Below are 21,090 nucleotides of genomic sequence, written 5' to 3'. Positions count from 1 at the left end.
AGACGCTCAGACGCTCAGACGCTCAGACGCTCAGACGCTCAGACGCTCAGACGCTCAATTCGGCACGAAGTCTGCTTGTCAGCGCCATCTTGCCGAGCGATTGCCACCCGGACGCATCCAGACATGAAGCGCGACGCCTTTCTCGCCCGCCCGCTCGCGGCGCGATACCACGAAGCCTGTGCGGTAACGGACCAGTTGTTCGACGTTGTCGACCGCGCGCATTGGTACGATCGACCGATCGCGGAGCGCCACCGCATCATTTTTTACATAGGTCACCTCGAGGCTTTCGACTGGAACCTGCTGGCCGGGACGCTGGTCGAGCGCCGTAGCTTCGACGAGGCGCTGGACCGGCTTTTCGCGTTCGGCATCGATCCGGTGGGTGGCGGGTTGCCCACGGATGTCCCGGAGGACTGGCCGTCGCTGGATCGCGTGTTGGCCTACCGCGACGGTGTGCGCGGGACGATCGGGGCCGCATTGCGCGAGCCGGCAAGCGAGTCGTTGGTGGCGAAGTCCGCCATCGACTCCGCGTCGCAAGCAGCCCGCGATCAACTGATGTCGGTTGCCGTCGAGCACCGTCTGATGCATGCGGAAACCCTCGCCTACATGCTGCATCAGTTGCCGGCTGCGACCAAGATCGTGCCGCCCGGTCTGCGGCGCGAAGCCGAGGACCGCTGGCGCAGTCCGGCGCAAGCACTGCAGCCGATTCCAGCCGGTACGGCCAAGCTTGGCCTGGACCGTGAGAAGGACCGGGATGTGTTCGGTTGGGACAACGAGTACGGCGCCGACGTACGGGAAGTACCCGGCTTCTCGATTCAGCGGCACATGGTCAGCAATGGCGATTTCCTGCGGTTCATCGAGGCCGACGGCTATCGGGACCCGCGCTGGTGGTCCGAGCACGATTGGCAGTGGGTGCAGGCGGCTGGCATCAGCAAGCCGGGCTTCTGGCGGCCATCCCCGGACGGCTGGCGGCTGACCGGGATGTTCGGCGACATGCCATTGCCGCTGTCCTGGCCGGTGTACGTCAGCCACGCAGAGGCCAGCGCGTATGCCCGCTTCGTGGGCAAGGCGCTACCGACCGAGGCGCAGTGGGTGCGGGCGGCGGAGGGCGCGGTCACCGCAGAGGCACCGACGACCGGCAACTTCGATTTCAGGCGCTGGGATCCGATCGCGGTCGACGCACCATCCCAGCCACTGAGCGTGCACGGCGTGCTTGGTCAGTTCGGTAACGGCTGGGAGTGGACTGCCGATGCGTTCGGCCCGTTCGATGGCTTCGAGCCGTTCCCTTTCTACAAAGGGTACTCGGCGAATTTCTTCGACGGCCAACACTTCGTATTGAAGGGGGCGGCGTCGCGAACTGCCGCGTGCATGGTGCGGCCGTCGTTCCGCAACTGGTTCCAGCCGCACTATCAGAACGTCTACGCCGGTTTCCGCTGCGTGGAAGCGGCGTAAGAAGCGCCCCAGCGCCCACGGGCGTACCGACTGCGGACTGCCCGGTTCTCGGGCGGTCTCCCCCACCACACATGCGACGTCCGTCGCGCATTGCCCCGGGAGGGCACCCATGGCGCTGCCCGCTGAAAGAATCGCCCAACTGTCGTCTTTCGCCGAGGACGTCCGCGCCGGCTTGACCGCCTCACGCAAGACGCTGCCGTCGAAATACCTGTACGACGCCGTCGGGTCGGCGCTTTTCGAGGTGATCACTGTGCTCCCCGAGTACGGCGTGACGCGGGCGGAGGAGCGCTTGCTGCGCGAGCATGCCGCGTCGATGGTGGCGCATCTGGGCGCGACCGCGCCGAGCGATATCGTCGAATTGGGCAGCGGCACCGGGCAGAAGACGCGCTATCTGCTGCAGGCGCTACGCGACGCTGCTCCGACCGTGGCGACCGTCTATCGGCCGATTGAGATTTCGGAGACGGCGCTGCAAGCATGCGCGCGGAATCTTGCCGACATCGCCGGGCTGCGCGTGGTGTCGGAGCAGGGCGACTACTTCGAGGGGCTGGGCCGCGCCTGCGCGGCGCGGACACCGGGACAGCCGCTGCTGCTGCTGTTCCTCGGCAGCACCATCGGCAACTTCGGCCGCGACGAGGCTGTGGCTTTCCTGCAAACGGTGCGCGCCACGTTGAGCGAGGGCGACCTGCTGCTGCTGGGCACCGACTTGTTGAAGCCGGTGGCAACCCTGATCGACGCCTACGACGACCCGGCCGGTGTGACGGCTGCCTTCGACATGAATCTGTTGGCGCGCATCAACCGCGAACTGGGCGGCGATTTCGACCTGCGACGCTTTCGCCACGAAGCGCGCTTCGACGCCGCGGCGGGCCGCATTGAAATGCATCTGCGGTCGCTGTGCCGGCAGACGGTGCGCGTCGCGGCTGCGGACCTCACCGTGCATTTCGAGGCCGACGAGACGATCTGGACCGAGAGCAGCCACAAGTACCGCAGCGACGACGTGGCCCGGCTGGGCGCAGAGGCCGGTTTCGGCCGCCTAGCGAGCTGGGAGGACCAGCGTTGGCCGTTCGCCGAAACGCTGTTCGTGGCCCGGTGAGAACTGGGCGCATGGCGTGCGCGCGGTGTGCTTCGGGTCTGCTCCCGATCGGCTCGGGGTGTGCAGACCCGCCTTACTGACGAATCAAGGTGGCGGTGAAGCCCGATTCCTGGTTGCTCAGGCTAACCACGAGCGCGTTATCGGTGGACGACGAGTAGTCCACCAACGTTGCCACGCCGCTCCAGGAGGCAGCGATGTCGGCCGCGACGGCCGATGCCGAGGAGGTGGCGGCGCTCGCCGGCGTGCCCTGGTTCAGCACGATGCGGTACGCGTTCTTCGTCACGTCGATCGTCGAGACCGTGCCAAACGCTTCTTCGCTACCCAGCAAGCCGGTAAGCGAGCCGGTCGCCGTGATGGTCACCTGCACGGTGCCGTTGCTGTACGTGCCAGCGACGCGGGCCAAGGTTCCGGTGCGGCCATAGGCGTCGTTGTACGTAGTCGTGAACGTACCCGTATCGCCGCCCGCACTGTAGCTGCCGTAGAGCGTCTGGCGCGTGGCGGCCTGTCCGCTGACGTTCACCGTCGCGGTTGTGCTGCCGCTCGGGAACGTGTAAGCGATCGGGCAGGCCGCCACGCCACCGTCCGGCGCATAGCCGTTGCCGCTGCCGCTGAAGAAGCTTGCGTTGATGCTGGTGGCGGCGATGTATTGCACGCAGTTCGACGAGAGCAGGCGCATTTCGCCGGTCGGCAACGCGATCAACGTGACCGGTTGCGACCGGTTCGTTACCGACGATTTGATGGTGCCGGTCCACAAACCTTCGGTCGAGGCAGTCGCCGCCGAGGAATTGTTGTTCTGCTGATCGTCGCCGCTGCCACCGCCGCCGCACGAGACCAACGCCGCGCAGGCGGCGAGCCGTGCGATCGTCTTCAAAGTATTCGCCATCGAGGGTGACCGGGGCCGTTGCCTGACATGTGTTGACCGTGGCGCGATGCTACCGGACTTTTCGACGTTCGGCACGTCTGACGATCCTACACGGTGCGATCGGTCAGCGAAAACGACGCTTGACCGTCGACGCCCAGCCGCTCGACCAGGTAGGGCAGGGTTGCGCGCAAGGTATCGCCCAGGAAATAGGGCGGATTGATTACGAACATCGCACTGCCGTACAGGCCCTGACCGCTGGGCGGCGCGCTGATCGCGAGCGACGCGTGCAGCCAGCCGTCCGGCTGGATCGCCTCGAGTTCAGCCGGCAGGCGCCGTGCCTCGGCGCGCGTGACCAACGGATACCACACGGCGATGGTGCCGGTGGCGAAACGCTTGAGCCCTTCCACCACCGCTTGGACAGTCCTGCGATAGTCGTTCTTGTCTTCGTACGATGGATCGATCAGGGTGACGCCGCGGCGCGTCGGCGGGGGCAACGCCGCTCTCAGGCCGTCGAAACCGTCGGTCTGGCCGATCACGATGCGACGCGGCGCACTGGCGAAGTTCTCGCGCAGGATGTCGATTTCGGTGGGATGCAACTCGAACAGCCGCATCGCGTCCTGCTCGCGGAGAAGTTGCCAGACGAGGTAGGGTGAGCCGGGATAGAAGCGGGGCTGGCCATCCGGGTTGAGCGATGCGATCGCATCGAGATAATCGGCGACGAGGGGCGGCATGCCGGCGCGGGGCGCATCCCATAGGCGCAGGATGCCGCTGCCGGCTTCGCCGCTCTTCGCCGCATAGCCCTGGTCCAGCGCGTACACGCCCGCACCCGCATGGGTGTCGACGTAGGAAAATCCCTTCTCCTTGCGCCGCATATAGGTGCAAAGCTGGACGAGGATCAGATGTTTGAGGACGTCGGCGTGGTTGCCGGCGTGAAAGGCGTGGCGATAACTGAACATGGCGATCGGTGCGGTCCGGGCGTCGAGGACGCCTGCCGCGCGGATGGTAGCGCAAGCGCGTCCTTCATGTCTCGCCTGCCGTCACTGCAATGCGGTCGGCCGCACGGGCCGGTGAGTCGCGGGTGGCGGGCGGACCGCCACAAATCGTTATCGGCGGGCGTTCTTCATGCCCCACTTCATGCGCCAACACGCAGTCACGTCTACACGCAGCCACGTCAACCCGCAGCCACGCCTCCGGCACGCATGCCGACATGCCGCCCGCGCGTCGCCGCGCCGCTGCGGCTTACGGACGGCAGTGGCTGAGTCCGTGGCCTCGCCGGCGCGCCTTCGACGTACCGCGCACGAGCCGCCGGCGAAATCGTGCGGCGCTGTGTATCCGCTCAGACGGCGGGCGCGGCGGGGATCGCCCCAGTCGCGGGACGGGTTGCACCCTCGTCCGTTTCCTCGCTGCGCACGAGCAGCACCGGTGTCGGGGCGACGCGAACAAAGGCTTCCGCGATGCTGCCCAGTAGCGCGCGCTGCATGCCGCGCCGGCCATGGGTGCCGAGCACCACCAGGTCGGCGCCCCATTGCGTGGCGGCGCTGCTGATCGCGCCCACCACGTCGTTGCCGACTTCCTGCGCGTCGACGATCAGGGTGTCGCCCGCCACGCCCGCTTCGGCGAAACGCTGCTGTGCGGCCCGCGTCACGACGTTGCCTTCTTCGGTGAACGCATCCTTCAGACTCGACGGATCGTAGAAGCCGACCCCGAACAACATCGCGGGACTGTCGATGACGTAGAGTGCGCGGACTGCGCACTGGCCGCCAGAAGCCAGTTTCAGTGCTTCGTCCAGGGCGCGCTGCGAGGTCGAACTGCCGTCGACGGCGACGAGAATCTTGCTGTACATGCGTTTTCTCCTATCCGTTGCTGGTTATGCCGCGGCATGCCGGCATGCGCACCACATGCTTCGGCACGCTGCGGCACGATGTAGACCATGCTGCCATCGCTGGCCGGCATGGTCGTTGACCTCCGTCAGGATAAACCAACTATCCCTCGTTTCGACAGCATGGCCCTGCGTGGCGACGGGGCCGGACGAGCCAATGCGGGGCAACAGGACGCAACCAGACGCGACAAGACGCGACAAGACGCGACAGGGCGGCGGGCGTCGACAGCAGACCAGCCGGCGCGATGACGCTCTGTTCGACGCGTGGTGCGAGCCCACGTCGCCAGTCGGTTCTCCTGTCGTGCTGTTTTCAGCGCCGATCGATGCGGTGCCCAAGCTGGCTCGACCAGTATCGAGCAGTTTCGTCCAGTGTCCGAATCAGGGGGCCGTCCGCCCCCAGGGCGATCTGGCCGGCGAGTCCAAGCGTGGTGAGGGCGCCGGCCAATGCGCCCTGCGCATCGAAGACGGGAAAGGACGCGGCGTCGATGCCTGGCACCAAACCGCCTCGAATCAGTGCGTAGCCGCGCTCGATGGTGTCGCGCCGCTCCTGAGGCCAGCTCCGGTCGCCGTCCGGAGCGTTTGCCGCGGCCCCATGCATTTCCTCGGCCGCCGGCCACCAGCATGCGAACACCCGCCCCGTTGCACTGTAGCGCAAGGGCAGGGTCGAGCCGACACGGACGTTCACGGTGACCGGACGCGGCGCGTCGCGCCAAAGAACAATCGTCGGCCCGTGCTCGCCCCAGATCGCGACGAAGACGGTTTCGCCGACAGCGGCGCGCACGCTGTCGAGCTGCGCGGCGGCGAGGGCGACAAAATCGACCTCCGCCAACGCCGCAAGGCCGGTGCGCAAGGCTTGCGGGCCAAGTCGGTAGCGCGCCGAGACCGGGTCCTGGGCGACGTAACCGGCTCTTTCCAGGGAAACGAGATAGCGGTGGACCTTCGCGCGTGGCATGTCGAGTGCCCGCCCGAGTTCCGACACCGCCTGGGCACCGGGCAGCCCGGCCAGCGCGGTCAGGACCTGTAGCGCGGTATCCGCCGACTGGATGCCGCCGTCGCTGTCGCGCCGCGCTCGTGCCGCCCGGCCGTTCGCGTCGGCGACCGGGAATGGTTCAGCACGCGGCGGCGCCACGCCGTTTCGATTGCCGGCGTGGCCGGTGCGCTGGCGGGCGTCGGCCTCGTGCGGCCGATCGGCATCAACGCCGTTTATTGTGGTGCCGCGATTGTCTGCCTTCGTCTTCGCATCTGCCATTCGGAAGGTCCTTTTGGTTATTGCGCAGGCTGCCCAGTGCGTCTTCTCCGGCGTCCATGCCTTCGGCTGCGCGACGGCCGTGGCTCTGCCAGCGGCGCGGCGTCATGGCGGCTGGCCCCCCAAACGAAGCTTCGAGCCGCAAGGTCTCCGCTTCCAGACAACCTCGGACGAGCGAGCGCCGACTAGAGCGCAGCAGCCGATGCCGCGGGCATTCCCTGATCGAAGCGCAAGACGTTACGCAATACGATACGCGTAACGCGTGGAGAGACGCAACGCGGGCATTCCCCGTCCTTGCCACTCGCCACGCTGGCCAGCGCCACAACAATATCCGTACGTACTGGAGGAGACAGGGATGAGCAGCATCACGGGGAAGCACAAGGCATTGAAGGCGGTGGCGGTTGCCGCGGCGCTGTTCGCCATTGGCGGCGCACCGGCCGCCTGGGCGCAAATCAAGATCGGGGTGACGGTGTCGTCGACGGGGCCGCAAGCCAGTCTCGGCATCCCGGAAAAGAACGCGATCACGCTGTTGCCGCGCACCATCGCGGGACAGAGCGTCGAATACATCGTCCTCGACGACGCTTCGGACACGAACCGAGCGGTCACCAACACGAAGAAGCTGATCAGCGAGGACCACGTCGACGCGATCATCGGTTCGACCACCACGCCGAACACGCTGGCAATGATTCAACCCGCAAGCGAAGGTCAGACGCCGGTCGTGACGCTGGCCTCGTCGGCCCGTCTGGTGGAACCGATGGACGCGCAGCGACGCTGGATCTTCAAGACGCCGCATAACGACTCGTTCATCGCCGAGCAGCTGGTTGCCGACGCCGTCTCGAAGGGACTGAAGCGGATCGGCTTCATCGGCTTCAACAATGCGCTCGGCGATGCATTCGCGGTCGAGATCAAGAAGGCGGCGGCCGCGAAGGGCCTGACCGTGGTTGCCGACGAGCGATTCGCGCCGGGCGACAGCAGTGCGACCGCGCAGGCTTTGAAGGTGCTGGGCGCGAAGCCCGACGCGATCGTGATCGGTGGCTCGGGGACGCCTGCGGCGCTGCCGGCGCGAGCCCTGCGCGAGCGCGGCTACAAGGGTGTGCTGTACTTCAACCACGGCGTGTCCAACAATGACTTCCTGCGCGTGTGCGGCGCAGATTGCAACGGCGCGCTGGTGGCGACGGGGCCGGTGCTCGTCGCGTCACAGCTCGCCGCCAACAATCCGGTCAAGCCGATCGCGGAAGACCTCGTCAGTCGGTACGAGAAGGCTTACGGGGCGGGCAGCGTGTCGCTCTTCGCCGGTTATACCTGGGATGCGGGGCTCTATCTGCAGCGCGCGATTCCCGGCGCGTTGAAGGCCGGCAAGCCGGGCACGCAGGCATTCCGCACCGCGCTGCGCGACCAGCTGGAATCGATTCGCAATCTGCCGACGGCGACCGGCATCATCACCACGACCGCCAGCGACCACGTCGGCATGGATCAGCGTTCGCGCGTGATGGTGGTGATCGACAACGGGCGCTGGCGCCTGGTGAGCGCTGGCGGGCACTGATCGTCGCGTCGGGGGCGCCCGGGCATGACGTTCGGGCGCTGCGACTTCGGTCAGCCGCGGCTGGACGCGTGTCGCGATGCCAGCTCCGCTGGGCCGCGCGAACGCCGGTTCTGTCGGCGACCTGGCTGCTCGGCCGAATTGCGTCCGCGCGCGTTTGGGACGACACTTGTCTGGTCACGAAACGCGCCGCCGCCCTCGTGCGTCGCGGCCTCAACCAGGAGTCGAGTCGTCCCATGTCTACCGCGAACCCATCCCTATCAGGCAAGGTTGCCATCGTCACCGGCGCCGCCAGTGGCATCGGCGAACAGATCGCCCGTACGCTCGCCGAAGCCGGTGCGCGTGTCGTCATCGCCGACATGAACCTGACGGGCGCGCAGCGCGTCGCCGACGATATCGGCGGGAGGGGTGGTAAGGGCGGGCAGGCGATGGCGGTCGCAATGGACGTGACCGACGAGCGTGCGGTGGACGATGGCTTCGGCAACATCGAGGCGGCGTTTGGCCCGGTCGACATCGTCATCAACAATGCGGGCGTGCAGATCGTCAGTCCGATCGATCAGTTCTCGCTTGGCGACTGGAAGAAGATCCTCGCGATCCATCTCGATGGCGCCTTCCTGGTCACGCGGGCGGCGTTGCGCCAGATGTATCGCAAGGATGCCGACGGTCAAGCGCGGGGCGGTACCGTGATCTTCATGGGTTCCGTCCACTCGCACGAGGCTTCGCCGTTGAAGTCCGCCTATGTCACTGCCAAGCACGGCTTGCTTGGACTCTCACGCACGCTGGCCAAGGAGGGCGCCGCGCATGGCGTGCGCTCGCATGTCGTGTGTCCGGGGTTCGTACGGACAGCGCTGGTCGAGAAGCAGATTCCCGAGCAGGCGCGCTCGCTCGGCATCAGTGAAGAGGAGGTCGTGAAGAACGTGATGCTGCGCGGCACGGTCGACGGCGAATTCACGACGACCGAGGATGTCGCGGAGACGGTGCGCTTCCTGGCGGCGTTCCCGAGTGCAGCATTGACCGGGCAGGTCATCACGGTCAGCCACGGCTGGAATATGCACTGAACTGCCGTGGCGCCTGTCGCCGCGCAATCCGGCCGGATGTGCGGCGGTTCCGTCGAGCGGCCAGCGTCCCGTGCTCTGCATCGCGCGCAGCGGTTTTCAGTGGAACGACGACGGCGCGCCGCTGTCCGAGCCGCCATCGCCGCCATCGCCGCCATCGCCGCCCAACCGGCTTAACCGCCCAACCGGATTCACCGCCCCACCGGCTTCAGCGCCTGGTCACGGCGCGATCGCCAGACGGGATGAACGTGGCGGGATCGGGCCGGCCCGACCGAGACGGACCGATCCAGAGCGGCAAGATGAAGGAGGCTCGATCGAGCCGTCCGGAAACGCTCTTCTTCCGGGTCGAATGCATCGACTCAGCATTCTCGCCGCGTCGTGCATGCCGCTGAGCCGCCGCCGGGCTGCCGGCGGGCAGCCCGGCGGCAACATTTGAGCTGCGTTCGGCTTGCATTCCTGCGGCCCCGGGCCGCATCGCGCATTCGCCGCCTTGCTGCTTCGCAGCGAGCCGGACGGAGATCGCGCTCGGCCGTGGCTTTCGCGCAGGGGCGCGAGGCACGGCACGCGTGCCCCGCTGGTTTAACGGCCCGCTGGTCGAACCGTTATCTCAGCGCGGTGTCTGCGCCACGCGTCGCCAGAGCAGCCACCCGGTGGCGGCGAAGACCAGCAGGCCAAGCCACTGCGCTGTGGACGCAAAGCCATCTCCAACCAACGCGAGCGGCGCATCCTTGCCTGTAAAGCCGATCACGGCCGCCAACGCCACGCCCATCAGGCTTTCGCCGACGATCAAACCCGAGCAGAACAACACACCGCGCCGGTTGCGCGCTTCAACCTCGCGGACCAGCTCGGTCTCGTCGACCGCGCCGCGCTGCGACGTGGCCGCCTCACGGCGCAGCACGCGCGACAGCCCGTAGGCGATCAACGCGCCGACCACGAGTGGCGTCGCGATCGTCGGCGGCAGGTAAATGCCGATGCCGACTGCCAGCACGGGCAGCGTGGCGCGCGGATGCAGCCGGCGCAGCAGGGTGTCCAGCACGATTAACGCGACGCCGAGCACAACGCCGACGCCCAGCATCGACCAGTTGAGACGGTGGCTGAAGATACCGTCCGCGATCGTCGTCATCAAGGTGGCCTGCGGTGCCGCGAGTACCTGCGACGGATCCATGCCTGCACGCGGCAGCGCGCCGGTGAAGCCGTATGCGCGGTAGAGCAGTTCGAGCGTCGGCGGAATCGTTGCGGCGCCGACGACGCAGCCGATCAGCAAGGCGACCTGCTGGCGCCATGGCGTCGCGCCGACCAGCCAGCCTGTCTTCAGGTCCTGCAGGTTGTCATTCGAGATCGTCGCGACGGCGATCACGGCCGACGTGGTGAACAGCGCGAACGCGGTCGCGGTCTTTACGCCGTCGGCCGCGTCGAGCAGTCCGGTGAACCGTCCGATCAGCAGCAGCAAGGCGGAGACGAGAATCACCGCGACGATGCCGATGCCCGAAATCGGACTCGATGACGACCCGACCAGGCCTGCCATATAGCCGCAGGCAGCGGCGATCAGGAAACCGAACACGAAAGTGAACACGACGCCGCATACCACCAGTGGCCAGGTCAGTCCCGCGATGTTGACGTCGCGCTCGACGAAGACGACGAGGAGCGCGGTCAGCAGGACGAGCAGCACCCCGGTGATGGCCGCAATCGCGCGCGGCGAAAGGTCCTGGTCGGTGCGGGCCACGGTGCCGCCGAGGTGCGGACGGCTGCGGAGCACTTTCACGATGCCGCCAGCCACCGGCTTGACGAGCATGGCAAGCGTCCAAAGCGACGCGATGCCGATCATGCCGGCGCCGATGAAGCGCACGTCGCGGCTCCACAGGCTGGTCGCGAAGGCGCTGAGGGACAGATGCTCGGGGTTGGGGCTGACGGCCGATAGCCAGGGCACGGCCACGCCCCAGGCGATGATCACGCCAAGCAGCATGGCGAGGCCGCCGGCAATGCCGATCAGGTAACCGGCGCCCATCAGCGCCAGTGAGAAACCCATCGGCAGGCGGAAGGTGGCGGCGCCAAGCGCGAACCAGGCGCTCGCGCCGTCGGCCAGCAGGCGCAGGCCGCCGGACGCGAGGCTTACCGCGGCGGCAAGGATGCCCCCGGCGGCGATATCTCGCACGCCGCTGCCGGCGGCCCCGTCCGCCTGGCCATCTTCGCGTGCTTCGCTGCCGACGCGCAGCACTTCCGCCGCTGCAATGCCTTCGGGATAGGGCAGGCTCGATTCGACGACCATCGCGTGGCGCAGCGGAATCGTGAAGACGACGCCCAGCATGCCGCCGATCGCGCAGAGCCCCATCGTCTCGATGACCGGGAAACCCTGCCAGACGCCGATCATCACCAGTCCGGGCAGGACGAAGATGATGGACGAGAGCGTGCCGGCAGCGGACGCCTGCGTCTGCACCATATTGTTCTCGAGAATGGTCGAACCGCGCAGTGCGCGCAGGACTGCCATCGAGATCACTGCGGCCGGAATGGCCGACGAGAACGTCAGGCCGACCTTCAGGCCCAGGTAGACGTTCGACGCGGTGAAGACCGCGGTCAGGATGGCGCCCAGCAGGACGCCGCGCAGCGTGAACTCGGTCAGCGCGGCATCGGGCGAGCGTGGAATGGAAGACATGCTAGAACTCGTAGGGAATGCCAGGCCGGCATCTTAGCCGCAGGTGGACGCGGCAGACACCTGGGAAAGCCCGGTCAACCGGCCGATGGCGCGGTCGTTGATGCAGATGGAGACGGCCCGATGCAGGCTGCGGTGGCATCGAAGTGGCGTCAAGACGTGACCAAACGTGACCAAACGGGAGCCGGACCGGATCGGGACCGGATCGGGACGGGATCGGGACCGGATCGGGACGGGATCAAGGCGACGGCGAAGCGGGCTGAAAGCTGAAGCCAGCCCGCGCCCGAGGTCCCGCCATTGTGCCAAGCCGCAGCGGCGGCAGGACCGCGGATCGGAACTTGAGCCATACAGGCGGCGGCACGTGGCCGCGAGTGGCGGGCGCCAGTGACGCCGTGGATCGCGCGCCCGGGCCGGACTGCGTCGACCTCGACAGGTGCCGGCGAAGCAAGCGTCGCACGCAAAAGGCGCGATGCAGGAACCGAGGACTGGGCAACAGACGCCACGCAGACGCCACGGCGTCGGCACGGCCTTGCTCAACAATGGCAATGGCGCCGCGGCGGTAGCCTGCCCGCTGCGGTCGAGACAGTGCCCCGGGGCACCGGGCGCCACCGCACCCCGGCCCGCTGGCTCGCGCGGGAACAAGCCAGCGGCGACGAGGCGCCTTCATGGCTGGCGGACGGCAGGGTCAGTTGGCGCTGACCGTTGCGATGGCCTTGGCGACCATGTCGAGGTTGCTGCTGCGCAGTGCTGCCACGCAGATACGGCCCGTCGAGACCGCATAGATGCCGAACTCGTCCCGCAGACGGTCGACCTGAGCGCTGGTCAGGCCCGAGTAGGAGAACATGCCGCGTTGCTGGCGGACGAATTCGAAGTCGCCTTGCGCGCCGTTCGCCTTCAGACGCTCGACCAGGCCGTCGCGCATGGCGCGGATCCGGTCGCGCATTTCGCCCAGCTCGCTTTCCCACTGGGCGCGCAGCGTCGCGTCGTTGAGGACGGTCGCGACGACGGTGCCGCCATGGGTCGGCGGGTTCGAGTAGTTGGTGCGGATCACGCGCTTGACCTGCGAAAGCACGCGCTTGGCTTCGTCGGACGAGGCGGTGACCAGCGTCAGCGCACCGACGCGTTCGCCGTACAGCGAAAACGATTTCGAGAAAGAGCTGGCGACCAGGAACGGCAGGCCGGACGCGGCAACGCGACGCACGGCGGTCGCATCGGCCTCGATGCTCTCGCCAAAGCCCTGGTAGGCGATATCGAGGAAGGGCACCAGTTGACGTTCACGCAGCACGTCGACCACCTGTGCCCATTGGGCATCGTCGAGATCGACGCCGGTCGGGTTGTGGCAGCACGCATGCAGGACCACGACCGTGCCGGCCGCGTAGCCGCGCAGGTCCGCCAGCATGCCGGCGAAGTCGACGCCATGACTGGCGGCATCGTAGTAGCGATAGGTGTCGACTGCGAAGCCCGCGGCTTCGAACAGCGCGCGGTGGTTTTCCCAGCTCGGGTCGCTGATTGCGACATGGGCCGACGGATCGAGCCGCTTGAGGAAGTCCGCGCCCAGCTTCAGCGCGCCGGTGCCGCCCAGCGCCTGGACGGTGACCGCCCGACCTTCCGCAACCAACGCCGAGTCGGCGCCGAACAGCAGTTTCTGCACGGCGGCATCGTAGGCGGCAATGCCGTCGATCGGCAGATAGCCCCGCGCGGCACGCGCGGCGACACGTGCCTGCTCAGCCTCGGCGACCGAGCGCAGCAGCGGAATCCTGCCCTGATCGTCGGTGTACACACCCACGCCCAGATTGACCTTGGTTTCGCGGCGATCGGCAGCATATGCCTCATTCAGGCCAAGGATGGGGTCGCGGGGCGCGAGTTCGACAGCGGAAAAGACGCTCATGGGAGTGTTTTGCGGCGGGAAAACCGGGTTTCCTCGAAAAGAATAGAATGGTCGATTCGGTCCGGCGGCCGAGACCAAGCTGATTATTTTAGACAAATGACCGACTTACGGGAAGTTAGCAGCGATCTCGACGAATCGAAGTTCATCACGTTCGAGGATTCGCCGTACCAGCTTTACCAGGCTTATCCGCCGGCTGGCGACCAGCCGACGGCGATCGCGCAACTGGTCGAGAACGTGCACGACGGTCTTGCCTTCCAGACCTTGCTCGGCGTGACGGGCTCCGGCAAGACCTACACGATGGCCAATACGATTGCCCGGCTGGGTCGGCCTGCGATCGTGTTCGCACCCAACAAGACGCTGGCGGCGCAGCTCTATTCCGAATTCCGGGATTTCTTCCCGCGCAACGCCGTCGAGTACTTCGTCTCGTACTACGACTACTACCAGCCGGAAGCGTACGTGCCGCAGCGCGACCTGTTCATCGAGAAGGACTCGTCGATCAACGAGCACATCGAGCAGATGCGACTGTCCGCGACCAAGAGCCTGCTGGAGCGTCGCGACGTGATCATCGTCGCGACCGTGTCGGCGATCTACGGTATCGGCAATCCCAGCGAATACCACCGGATGATCTTGACGCTGCGGACCGGCGACAAGATGGGGCAGCGCGACGTCATCGCCCGCCTCATTGCGATGCAGTACAACCGCAACGAAACGGATTTCGGACGCGGCTGTTTCCGCGTACGCGGCGACACGATCGACGTTTTCCCCGCCGAGCACGCCGAAATGGCGGTTCGGATTGAACTGTTCGACGACCAGATCGATTCGCTTCAACTGTTCGACCCGCTGACCGGACGCGTTCGCCAGAAGATTCCGCGCTTCACCGTCTACCCGTCGTCGCACTATGTGACGCCGCGCGACACCGTGTTGCGCGCAATCGAGACCATCAAGCCGGAGCTGCGGGAGCGGCTCGAGTTCTTCTATCAGGAAGGCCGTCTGGTCGAAGCGCAACGCCTCGAACAGCGCACCCGCTTCGACATCGAAATGCTCCAGGAGCTGGGCTTCACGAAGGGCATCGAGAACTACTCGCGGCACTTCTCGGGCGCCGCGCCCGGCGAACCGCCGCCGACGCTGGTGGACTACCTGCCGAACGATGCGCTGATGTTCCTCGACGAGTCGCACGTCCTGATCGGCCAGCTCAACGGCATGTACAACGGCGACCGGGCCCGGAAGGAAAACCTGGTCGACTACGGCTTCCGCCTGCCGTCTGCGCTGGACAATCGGCCGCTTCGGTTCGAGGAATTCGAGCGCAAGATGCGTCAGGCGGTCTTCGTGTCGGCGACGCCGGGCGAGTACGAGCGGCGCCGGTCCGAAGGGGCGATCGTCGAGCAGGTGGTGCGGCCGACTGGCCTGGTGGATCCGATCGTCGAGGTGCGGCCGGCCAGCAGCCAGGTGGACGACGTACTGAGCGAGATCAACCTGCGCGTGTCTCGCAACGAGCGGGTACTGGTAACGGTGCTGACCAAGCGCATGGCCGAGCAGTTGACCGAATTCCTGTCCGACCACGGCGTCAAGGTCCGCTACCTGCACAGCGATATCGAGACGGTCGAACGGGTCGAGATCATTCGCGACCTGCGCTTGGGCACTTTCGACGTCGTGGTCGGCATCAACCTGCTGCGCGAGGGCCTGGACATTCCCGAGGTGTCGCTCGTGGCGATCCTGGACGCGGACAAGGAGGGTTTCCTGCGCGCCGAGCGTTCGCTGATCCAGACCATCGGCCGGGCGGCCCGCAACGTGAACGGCCGCGCGATCCTGTACGCGGACCGCGTCACCGATTCGATGCACAAGGCGATCGACGAGACGGAGCGCCGCCGGGCCAAGCAGGAAGCGCACAACGCGGCGCACGGCATCGTGCCGGCGGGCGTCGTCAAGCGCATCAAGGACATCATCGATGGCGTGTACGACGCCGACGAGGCCAAGGCGGGCCCCAAGGCCGCGAAGGAAAAGGCTCGCTACGAGGACATGAGCGAGAAGCAGCTCGCGCGAGAAATCAAGCAGCTGGAGAAGCAGATGCATGACTACGCCCGCAACCTCGAGTTCGAAAAGGCCGCTGCCGCGCGCGATTCGTTGGCCAAGCTGCGCGAACGCGTGTTCGGCGCCAACGTCGGCGACCATCTGAGCGGCGCTGCCTGAGCCGTGGCGCCCGAGCGCGACGTTGCGTCGGGTACGTCCGCGCGCTCCTGCGCGACGCACCGAGGGTCCGTTGGCGGCCCCCGTTCGCGTCCGGTGCATGGCCCGTTCGTGGGCTTGTTTGCGAGCGGGTTGCGACCCGGTCGCAACCCGCCCGGCCCGATCCGCAACACGATGTCCCTGGCAGGTTGCCCGGCAATGCGGCGACGTGTCTGGAGCGGGCGGTGTCAGGAACGGCGACAAAGCATCTCGGTGCGGCACCGCATGATCAGCAGAGTGGCGCCTTCGGCACCTGTGCAAGCGCTGGTGCGCATGACCGGCGCGCAGCCGTAGGTGGTCGCCATCGGCGCTTGCGTCCGATACCAGACCGGCCATCGCGCCAGTCGGAACAGCGTCAAGCAGCCGCGTGATGGCATAGAACGATTAGTGATAAACTTCGCATCGGATTGAGAATTGTTCGCATTGTTGCTCGGAATCCGCGAAATAATGCGTTTTTTCACTGCTTTTGGAGAATCTCGGGGATGGCTGCTTCGTTTCGCTTCGCTGCCGCACTGGCAGGCCTGACACTCGGCGTGGCTGGCCTCGCCGCATCCGCGCAAGCGGCCGAATATCCGATCGGCAAGCCGCTGAACACGCAGGCGATGGAAATCGCTGCCGTTTACCTGCAGCCGATCACGATGGATCCGGAAGGCATGATGCGCAAGGCCTCGGAGTCGGACATCCATCTGGAAGCGGACATCAAGGCGCGCGCCAACAACCCGACGGGTTTCGCCGACGATGCCTGGGTGCCGTATCTGCAGGTGCACTACAAGCTGCAGAAGAAGGGCAGCAACAAGGTCATCGAGGGCGACATGATGGCGATGGTCGCCAACGACGGGCCACACTATGGTGACAACGTGAAGCTCGACGGTCCGGGCAAGTATTCGCTGACGCTGCTGATCTCGCCGCCGAAGCAGACCGGCCACGACGCATTCGGCCGTCACGTCGATAAGGAAACCGGCGTGGGTCCGTGGTTCAAGCCGATTACCTTCAACGGTGAGTTCACGTTTGCCGGCACGGGCAAGAAGGGCGGCTACTGATGTCGACCGCACCGGCACCCACGTTGCGGGGGCCGGTGCGGGCCTGGCGGGAGAAGGAAATGTCCGTTCTTTTCAAGATGTCGCGCCGCCCGGCGGCTGCCGGGTTTCTTGCCGCGCGCGCGGCGGCGCTTTTCGCATCGCTTCTTGCCGTGGCTGTGGTCACCTCGGCACATGCGGCGGATGTGGTGACGGTCAATCTCGAACTTGGCGACGGCAAGCTGTCGCCGGCGCGTATCGAAGTGCCGGCGGGTCAGCGCATCAAGGTGGTCCTGAAGAACACCGGCAAGTCGGCGGCGGAATTCGAGAGCCTGCAGTTGCGCAAGGAAAAGGTGCTGGCGCCGGGCGTCGAATCGTATGTGATCATCGCGCCGCTGAAGGCCGGCGAATACAAGTTCTTCGACGATTTTCACCAGACGGCGCAAGGCGTGATCGTCGCCAAGTAGGCGGCATCACGGGGTCTAGGAAGCGATGCGACGCGGACTGACGCGCATCGCGAGTCAGGGGCGTGGCCCCGGGAAGGAATGATGGGTCAGGTAATGTTCATCGTGTGGCGCGAGAGTGTCGAGGCGCTGCTCGTGGTCGGCATCCTGTACGCGTGGTTGAAGAACGGCGATGTCACCGCCCGCAAGGGGCTGCCGTACCTGTGGGGCGGTGTCGCCCTCGGTCTGCTTGCGGCCGTCGCGTTGGGCGCGGCGCTGGTTGGCGTGACCGACATGCTGTCCGGCGAATCGCAGGAATACTTCCAGCTCGCGATGGTGATGATCGCCTGCGTGCTGATCGTCCAGATGGTGCTCTGGATGAAACACCACGGCCGTACGATGAAGCGGGAGATGGAAGCGTCGCTCGAACAGTCGACGCAAACCGCCCGTTGGTGGGGCGTGACCCTGCTCGTTGCGCTGGCGATTGCGCGCGAGGGCAGCGAAACCGTGATCTTCCTGTACGGCCTGGGCTTCGGTCAGTCCGGCAACGTCAGCGCCGGCATGCTTGGCGCGGTTGCAATCGGCTTCGTGCTCGCGTTGCTGACCTTCTTCGTCCTGCAGCTCGGCGGGAAGTTCTTCTCCTGGCGCATCTTCTTCCGCGTGACCGAAATCATGCTGCTGTTCCTGGCCGCCGGTCTTTTCGAGACCGGCGTGGACCGGTTGATCGGCATGGAATGGCTGTCCCCGTTGCACGACCAGCTGTGGGACACCTCGTGGCTGCTCGACGACGCCAGCACCGTCGGCTCCCTGGTGGCTACCCTCACCGGCTATCGCGCATTGCCGTCGTTGATGAACGTGCTGGCCTACGCTGTCTATTGGGCCATCATCTGGCTGCTGGCGCGCTATACTTCGCGCCCCGCAGCAGAAGCGAAACAACGCCACGCATGAAAGCCATGCAAGCCCGGCCGTCGCCATTGGCGCGCGCCGGCCTCTGGATGCAACGTCACGCCGCCGCCATTCGCGGCGTCCAGTGGGTCGTCGTCTGCGCATACGCGTTTCTGATCATCGTGCCAGTGCTGCTGCCGCTGCCCGGTGATGCCGCCCGCATCCTGAACAACCTGACGGTGTTCGCCCAGTTCGTGTTCTGGGGGATCTGGTGGCCGTTCGTCCTGCTGTCGATGGTCATGATGGGGCGGGTATGGTGCGGCGTGCTATGTCCGGAGGGCACGCTGACCGAATTCGCCAGCCGCCACGGGCTGGGCAAGGCGATTCCACGCTGGATGCGCTGGGGCGGATGGCCGTTTGTTGCATTCTCGCTGACCACGCTTTACGGGCAGATGGTCAGCGTGTACCAATACCCGCAGGCAGTGATGGTGGTGCTGGGTGGCTCGACCGTCGCCGCGATCGCGATCGGGCTGGTTTACGGGCGTGAGAAGCGCGTCTGGTGCCGCTACCTGTGTCCGGTCAATGGCGTGTTCGGCTTGCTGGCTCGGCTGGCGCCGTTCCGCTACAAGGTGGACGAAGCGGCCTGGCGCCGCTCCTATACGCAGGGCGAGCATGGCCATCGCGTGATACCGATCAACTGCGCGCCACTGGTGCCGCTGCGCAATATGCAGGGTAACGCCGAATGTCATATGTGCGGGCGCTGCGCGGGGCACCGCGATGCGATCGCGCTGGATTGGCGCTCGCCGTCCGACGAAATCGTTCGCGTTGGCGACCAGCGGGCGAATGCATGGGACACCGTGCTGATCGTCTACGGCTTGATGGGCATCGCCATTGGCGGTTTCCACTGGAGCGCCAGTCCGTGGTTTGTGGCGATCAAGCAGGCCATCGCGACATGGCTGATCGACCGGGACATCATGTGGCCACTGGCCGACAACGCGCCGTGGTTCGTGTTCACCCATTATCCCGAACACAACGATGTGTTCACCTGGCTGGATGGCGGCTTGGTGATTTCCTATATGCTTGCGACGGCCGCCGTCTATGGCACCGCTCTGCTGCTTGCGCTGTCCGCCGGCACACGCGTGCTGGGCCAGTGGCGCACGGTGCGCCTGCACCATCTGGCGCAGACGCTCATTCCGACGGCAGGATGCGGCGTTTTTCTCGGACTCAGTGCCACCACGCTGTCGATACTGCGGCCGGAAGGTCTCTGGCTCGGCTGGGCGCCCGTCCTGCGTCTGGGCCTGCTCACCGTCGCCAATTTGTGGAGTCTGTGGCTGGCGTGGCAGGCAAGCGGTCGCTACGCACCTGGGACGCGTCGGCTAGGCGGCACGCTGGCCGTGGCGTTGGCGCTGGCTATCGCGGACTCGGCCTGGTGGTTGATGTTCTGGCACTGGTAGGACAGGGCCGAGTTGCCCCGCCGGATGCCAGGTGCGGCGAGTGCACCGCACTGTTCACGCGCTTCGACGCCCGAAAGCGAAACGCCGGCCTCTTGCGAGCGCCGGCGTTTCTGAATAAAAAAATGGCATGGCTGACGCGGTGACGGCTTGGAATGGCACGGAAGGGGTCTAGGCTTGCGTGCGGTCACCGGCTGGCTACTGCCGAACACCTCTTGGAGAGGTGGTCCCCACAATACTCGGGAGGCTTACTTCGTCAGGATCAGTTTTCCATGACGAGTAAGGCGTAACTGGTAGGTCTCGCCGTTGTGCGCGATCTGCATGACTTTGCGTCCGCCCAACAACGTCTGGCTGGCGACGACGCCGTCGTCCTGTGCCGGCGTATACACCGTCTTCGATGCAACGCGCGACGCGCTCAACACCGGGCGGCCATTCGCCGCAACGACGCGGACGTTGCCGGCGGGCTTGCGGAGGCTGAGAGTCTGAGTGCTGCGTTCGGCGCTGAGCATCGATGTCATCCAGGTGGCGTGTCGATGAACAGATAGTAAATGATAATGATTCGCGTTAGCAATTGAAATATTGGATCGTCGCGATGACGCGATAGTCAGCACCGGTGTGCCCGTGTGTTTCCAGAAATCGCAGGTGGACCGAACACAGGCAGTGCGCGCCGCAATTGTTCAACGCGCACGGCATCCACCGTGATGGTGCAAGCGTGGCCGGCTGGCTGACTGCATGCAGATTTGACCCGCCTGATTGATTGGCAGTGACCCAGCGCGACACGGGGTAGCTCCTGGAAACCGCCGAGCCATTTCGTTCGCACGTGGTCGGTGTATGGTCGAACCGACTTCTTGCTGACGGTACGCTCGGACTCTGCGAACGCCGTGGACGGCGGGCACGCAGCAGCAGAGCGCCAGCCACGCATCAGCCGGGCTTCAATGCCCGCATGGCTCGTCCGAGCGCCGCAGCCGTGAGTGGCGGCAGGAGGGCAGTAGGACCGCGTCGACGCTGAAGCGTCGTTTGCCGCAGTGTCGTCCGCCGCGAGGCGCGCGTCGAGGCATCCTGTCCGACGTGCCGGCGATGGATCAGCATCACAGCCGGACAATCGACGACGCTCCGACACCCCGACACCCCGACACCCCGACACCCCGACACCCCGACACCCCGACACCCCGACACCCCGACACCCCGACACCCCGACACCCCGACACCCCGACATCCCGACATCCCGACACCCCGACACCCCGACGCGGAATCTGCCGGCAACCTTGGCATATACTGGCAACGTTTTTTGTGCAGTACGCTGGCGGAACAGCATTGTTCGTCGAGCCCCGGGGCGTCTGTACACAGCGGTCTGTGCCGATTGCAAGGCCCTTCGGCAGGCCCTTCGCAAGGCCCTTCGCTCCTTGGACGCTGCTT

The 21,090-nt window shown here is 66.1% G+C and carries 17 protein-coding genes; 9 read left to right on the top strand and 8 right to left on the bottom strand.

Going from position 1 to position 21,090, the window contains the following annotated elements:
• Window positions 1-123 precede the first annotated feature (123 nt).
• Window positions 124-1,449 (top strand): SUMF1/EgtB/PvdO family nonheme iron enzyme, encoded by a 1,326-nt coding sequence (locus BLU54_RS15945; protein WP_091910600.1) that lies wholly within the window; start codon window positions 124-126, stop codon window positions 1,447-1,449.
• A 109-nt stretch (window positions 1,450-1,558) separates the two neighbouring features.
• Complete coding sequence (gene egtD / locus BLU54_RS15940; protein ID WP_091910598.1) at window positions 1,559-2,539, top strand: L-histidine N(alpha)-methyltransferase; 981 nt, start codon at window positions 1,559-1,561, stop codon at window positions 2,537-2,539.
• 73 nt (window positions 2,540-2,612) lie between these two features.
• Here the strand turns inward: egtD and BLU54_RS15935 are convergent, their stop codons facing one another.
• From BLU54_RS15935 to BLU54_RS15920, 4 genes are all read right to left on the bottom strand, one after another.
• Window positions 2,613-3,422, bottom strand: coding sequence for a hypothetical protein (locus BLU54_RS15935; RefSeq protein ID WP_091910596.1), 810 nt, complete (start codon window positions 3,420-3,422; stop codon window positions 2,613-2,615).
• A gap of 86 nt (window positions 3,423-3,508) precedes the next feature.
• Entirely contained in the window at window positions 3,509-4,357 is an 849-nt protein-coding gene (locus BLU54_RS15930; protein WP_091910594.1) for a 23S rRNA (adenine(2030)-N(6))-methyltransferase RlmJ, read from the bottom strand.
• Between the two features lie 380 nt (window positions 4,358-4,737).
• Complete coding sequence (locus BLU54_RS15925; RefSeq protein WP_091910592.1) at window positions 4,738-5,244, bottom strand: universal stress protein; 507 nt, start codon at window positions 5,242-5,244, stop codon at window positions 4,738-4,740.
• 346 nt (window positions 5,245-5,590) lie between these two features.
• Window positions 5,591-6,529: an IclR family transcriptional regulator gene (locus BLU54_RS15920; RefSeq protein ID WP_091910589.1), complete on the bottom strand. Its 939-nt coding sequence runs from the start codon at window positions 6,527-6,529 to the stop codon at window positions 5,591-5,593.
• A gap of 352 nt (window positions 6,530-6,881) precedes the next feature.
• Between BLU54_RS15920 and BLU54_RS15915 the strand changes: the two genes are divergently transcribed.
• Window positions 6,882-8,069, top strand: a complete 1,188-nt coding sequence (locus BLU54_RS15915) for an ABC transporter substrate-binding protein (protein WP_091910587.1) — start codon at window positions 6,882-6,884, stop codon at window positions 8,067-8,069.
• Window positions 8,070-8,302: 233 nt separating this feature from the next.
• The gene (locus BLU54_RS15910; RefSeq protein WP_091910925.1) at window positions 8,303-9,124 is read left to right on the top strand and encodes a 3-hydroxybutyrate dehydrogenase; all 822 of its coding nucleotides are present in this window, start codon (window positions 8,303-8,305) and stop codon (window positions 9,122-9,124) included.
• A gap of 604 nt (window positions 9,125-9,728) precedes the next feature.
• Here BLU54_RS15910 and BLU54_RS15905 read toward each other — a convergent pair.
• The gene (locus BLU54_RS15905) at window positions 9,729-11,771 is read right to left on the bottom strand and encodes an OPT family oligopeptide transporter (RefSeq protein ID WP_091910586.1); all 2,043 of its coding nucleotides are present in this window, start codon (window positions 11,769-11,771) and stop codon (window positions 9,729-9,731) included.
• Between the two features lie 682 nt (window positions 11,772-12,453).
• Window positions 12,454-13,656: an amino acid aminotransferase gene (locus BLU54_RS15900; protein ID WP_091910583.1), complete on the bottom strand. Its 1,203-nt coding sequence runs from the start codon at window positions 13,654-13,656 to the stop codon at window positions 12,454-12,456.
• A 96-nt stretch (window positions 13,657-13,752) separates the two neighbouring features.
• Here BLU54_RS15900 and uvrB point away from each other — a divergent pair, with 96 nt between their 5' ends.
• Window positions 13,753-15,843 carry an excinuclease ABC subunit UvrB gene (gene uvrB / locus BLU54_RS15895; protein ID WP_091910581.1) on the top strand — a complete coding sequence of 697 codons (2,091 nt, stop codon included), beginning with the start codon at window positions 13,753-13,755 and terminating at the stop codon, window positions 15,841-15,843.
• Window positions 15,844-16,067: 224 nt separating this feature from the next.
• Here uvrB and BLU54_RS15890 read toward each other — a convergent pair whose 3' ends face one another.
• Complete coding sequence (locus tag BLU54_RS15890) at window positions 16,068-16,340, bottom strand: hypothetical protein (RefSeq protein ID WP_139169723.1); 273 nt, start codon at window positions 16,338-16,340, stop codon at window positions 16,068-16,070.
• Between the two features lie 21 nt (window positions 16,341-16,361).
• Between BLU54_RS15890 and BLU54_RS15885 the strand changes: the two genes are divergently transcribed.
• The 4 genes from BLU54_RS15885 to BLU54_RS15870 all read left to right on the top strand — a co-directional run bounded on the left by BLU54_RS15885 (window position 16,362) and on the right by BLU54_RS15870 (window position 19,677).
• A complete protein-coding gene (locus BLU54_RS15885; RefSeq protein WP_091910576.1) occupies window positions 16,362-16,919 on the top strand; it encodes an iron transporter in 558 nt (185 codons plus the stop codon).
• A 59-nt stretch (window positions 16,920-16,978) separates the two neighbouring features.
• Complete coding sequence (locus BLU54_RS15880; protein WP_407919433.1) at window positions 16,979-17,362, top strand: cupredoxin domain-containing protein; 384 nt, start codon at window positions 16,979-16,981, stop codon at window positions 17,360-17,362.
• Between the two features lie 81 nt (window positions 17,363-17,443).
• Complete coding sequence (locus BLU54_RS15875) at window positions 17,444-18,286, top strand: FTR1 family iron permease (RefSeq protein WP_091910919.1); 843 nt, start codon at window positions 17,444-17,446, stop codon at window positions 18,284-18,286.
• Between the two features lie 5 nt (window positions 18,287-18,291).
• Entirely contained in the window at window positions 18,292-19,677 is a 1,386-nt protein-coding gene (locus BLU54_RS15870; protein ID WP_091910921.1) for a 4Fe-4S binding protein, read from the top strand.
• Between the two features lie 245 nt (window positions 19,678-19,922).
• Here the strand turns inward: BLU54_RS15870 and hemP are convergent, their stop codons facing one another.
• Window positions 19,923-20,183, bottom strand: a complete 261-nt coding sequence (gene hemP, locus BLU54_RS15865) for a hemin uptake protein HemP (RefSeq protein ID WP_091910917.1) — start codon at window positions 20,181-20,183, stop codon at window positions 19,923-19,925.
• Between the last annotated feature and the right edge of the window lie 907 nt (window positions 20,184-21,090).

This window comes from Chitinasiproducens palmae (assembly GCF_900095735.1).
Lineage (GTDB): Bacteria > Pseudomonadota > Gammaproteobacteria > Burkholderiales > Burkholderiaceae > Chitinasiproducens > Chitinasiproducens palmae.
The sequence above is the reverse complement of the archived record's forward strand: the minus strand, read 5'-3'. Positions and strand labels throughout refer to the sequence as shown.

What these genes read in the sequence shown, in the direction of transcription:
- BLU54_RS15945 (WP_091910600.1), top strand. Translation starts at nt 124, where the DNA reads ATGAAGCGCGACGCCTTTCTCGCCCGCCCGCTCGCGGCGCGATACCAC.
- egtD (WP_091910598.1), top strand. Translation starts at nt 1,559, where the DNA reads ATGGCGCTGCCCGCTGAAAGAATCGCCCAACTGTCGTCTTTCGCCGAG.
- BLU54_RS15935 (WP_091910596.1), bottom strand. Translation starts at nt 3,422, where the DNA reads ATGGCGAATACTTTGAAGACGATCGCACGGCTCGCCGCCTGCGCGGCG.
- BLU54_RS15930 (WP_091910594.1), bottom strand. Translation starts at nt 4,357, where the DNA reads ATGTTCAGTTATCGCCACGCCTTTCACGCCGGCAACCACGCCGACGTC.
- BLU54_RS15925 (WP_091910592.1), bottom strand. Translation starts at nt 5,244, where the DNA reads ATGTACAGCAAGATTCTCGTCGCCGTCGACGGCAGTTCGACCTCGCAG.
- BLU54_RS15920 (WP_091910589.1), bottom strand. Translation starts at nt 6,529, where the DNA reads ATGGCAGATGCGAAGACGAAGGCAGACAATCGCGGCACCACAATAAAC.
- BLU54_RS15915 (WP_091910587.1), top strand. Translation starts at nt 6,882, where the DNA reads ATGAGCAGCATCACGGGGAAGCACAAGGCATTGAAGGCGGTGGCGGTT.
- BLU54_RS15910 (WP_091910925.1), top strand. Translation starts at nt 8,303, where the DNA reads ATGTCTACCGCGAACCCATCCCTATCAGGCAAGGTTGCCATCGTCACC.
- BLU54_RS15905 (WP_091910586.1), bottom strand. Translation starts at nt 11,771, where the DNA reads ATGTCTTCCATTCCACGCTCGCCCGATGCCGCGCTGACCGAGTTCACG.
- BLU54_RS15900 (WP_091910583.1), bottom strand. Translation starts at nt 13,656, where the DNA reads ATGAGCGTCTTTTCCGCTGTCGAACTCGCGCCCCGCGACCCCATCCTT.
- uvrB (WP_091910581.1), top strand. Translation starts at nt 13,753, where the DNA reads ATGACCGACTTACGGGAAGTTAGCAGCGATCTCGACGAATCGAAGTTC.
- BLU54_RS15885 (WP_091910576.1), top strand. Translation starts at nt 16,362, where the DNA reads ATGGCTGCTTCGTTTCGCTTCGCTGCCGCACTGGCAGGCCTGACACTC.
- BLU54_RS15880 (WP_407919433.1), top strand. Translation starts at nt 16,979, where the DNA reads ATGTCCGTTCTTTTCAAGATGTCGCGCCGCCCGGCGGCTGCCGGGTTT.
- BLU54_RS15875 (WP_091910919.1), top strand. Translation starts at nt 17,444, where the DNA reads ATGGGTCAGGTAATGTTCATCGTGTGGCGCGAGAGTGTCGAGGCGCTG.
- BLU54_RS15870 (WP_091910921.1), top strand. Translation starts at nt 18,292, where the DNA reads ATGCAAGCCCGGCCGTCGCCATTGGCGCGCGCCGGCCTCTGGATGCAA.
- hemP (WP_091910917.1), bottom strand. Translation starts at nt 20,183, where the DNA reads ATGCTCAGCGCCGAACGCAGCACTCAGACTCTCAGCCTCCGCAAGCCC.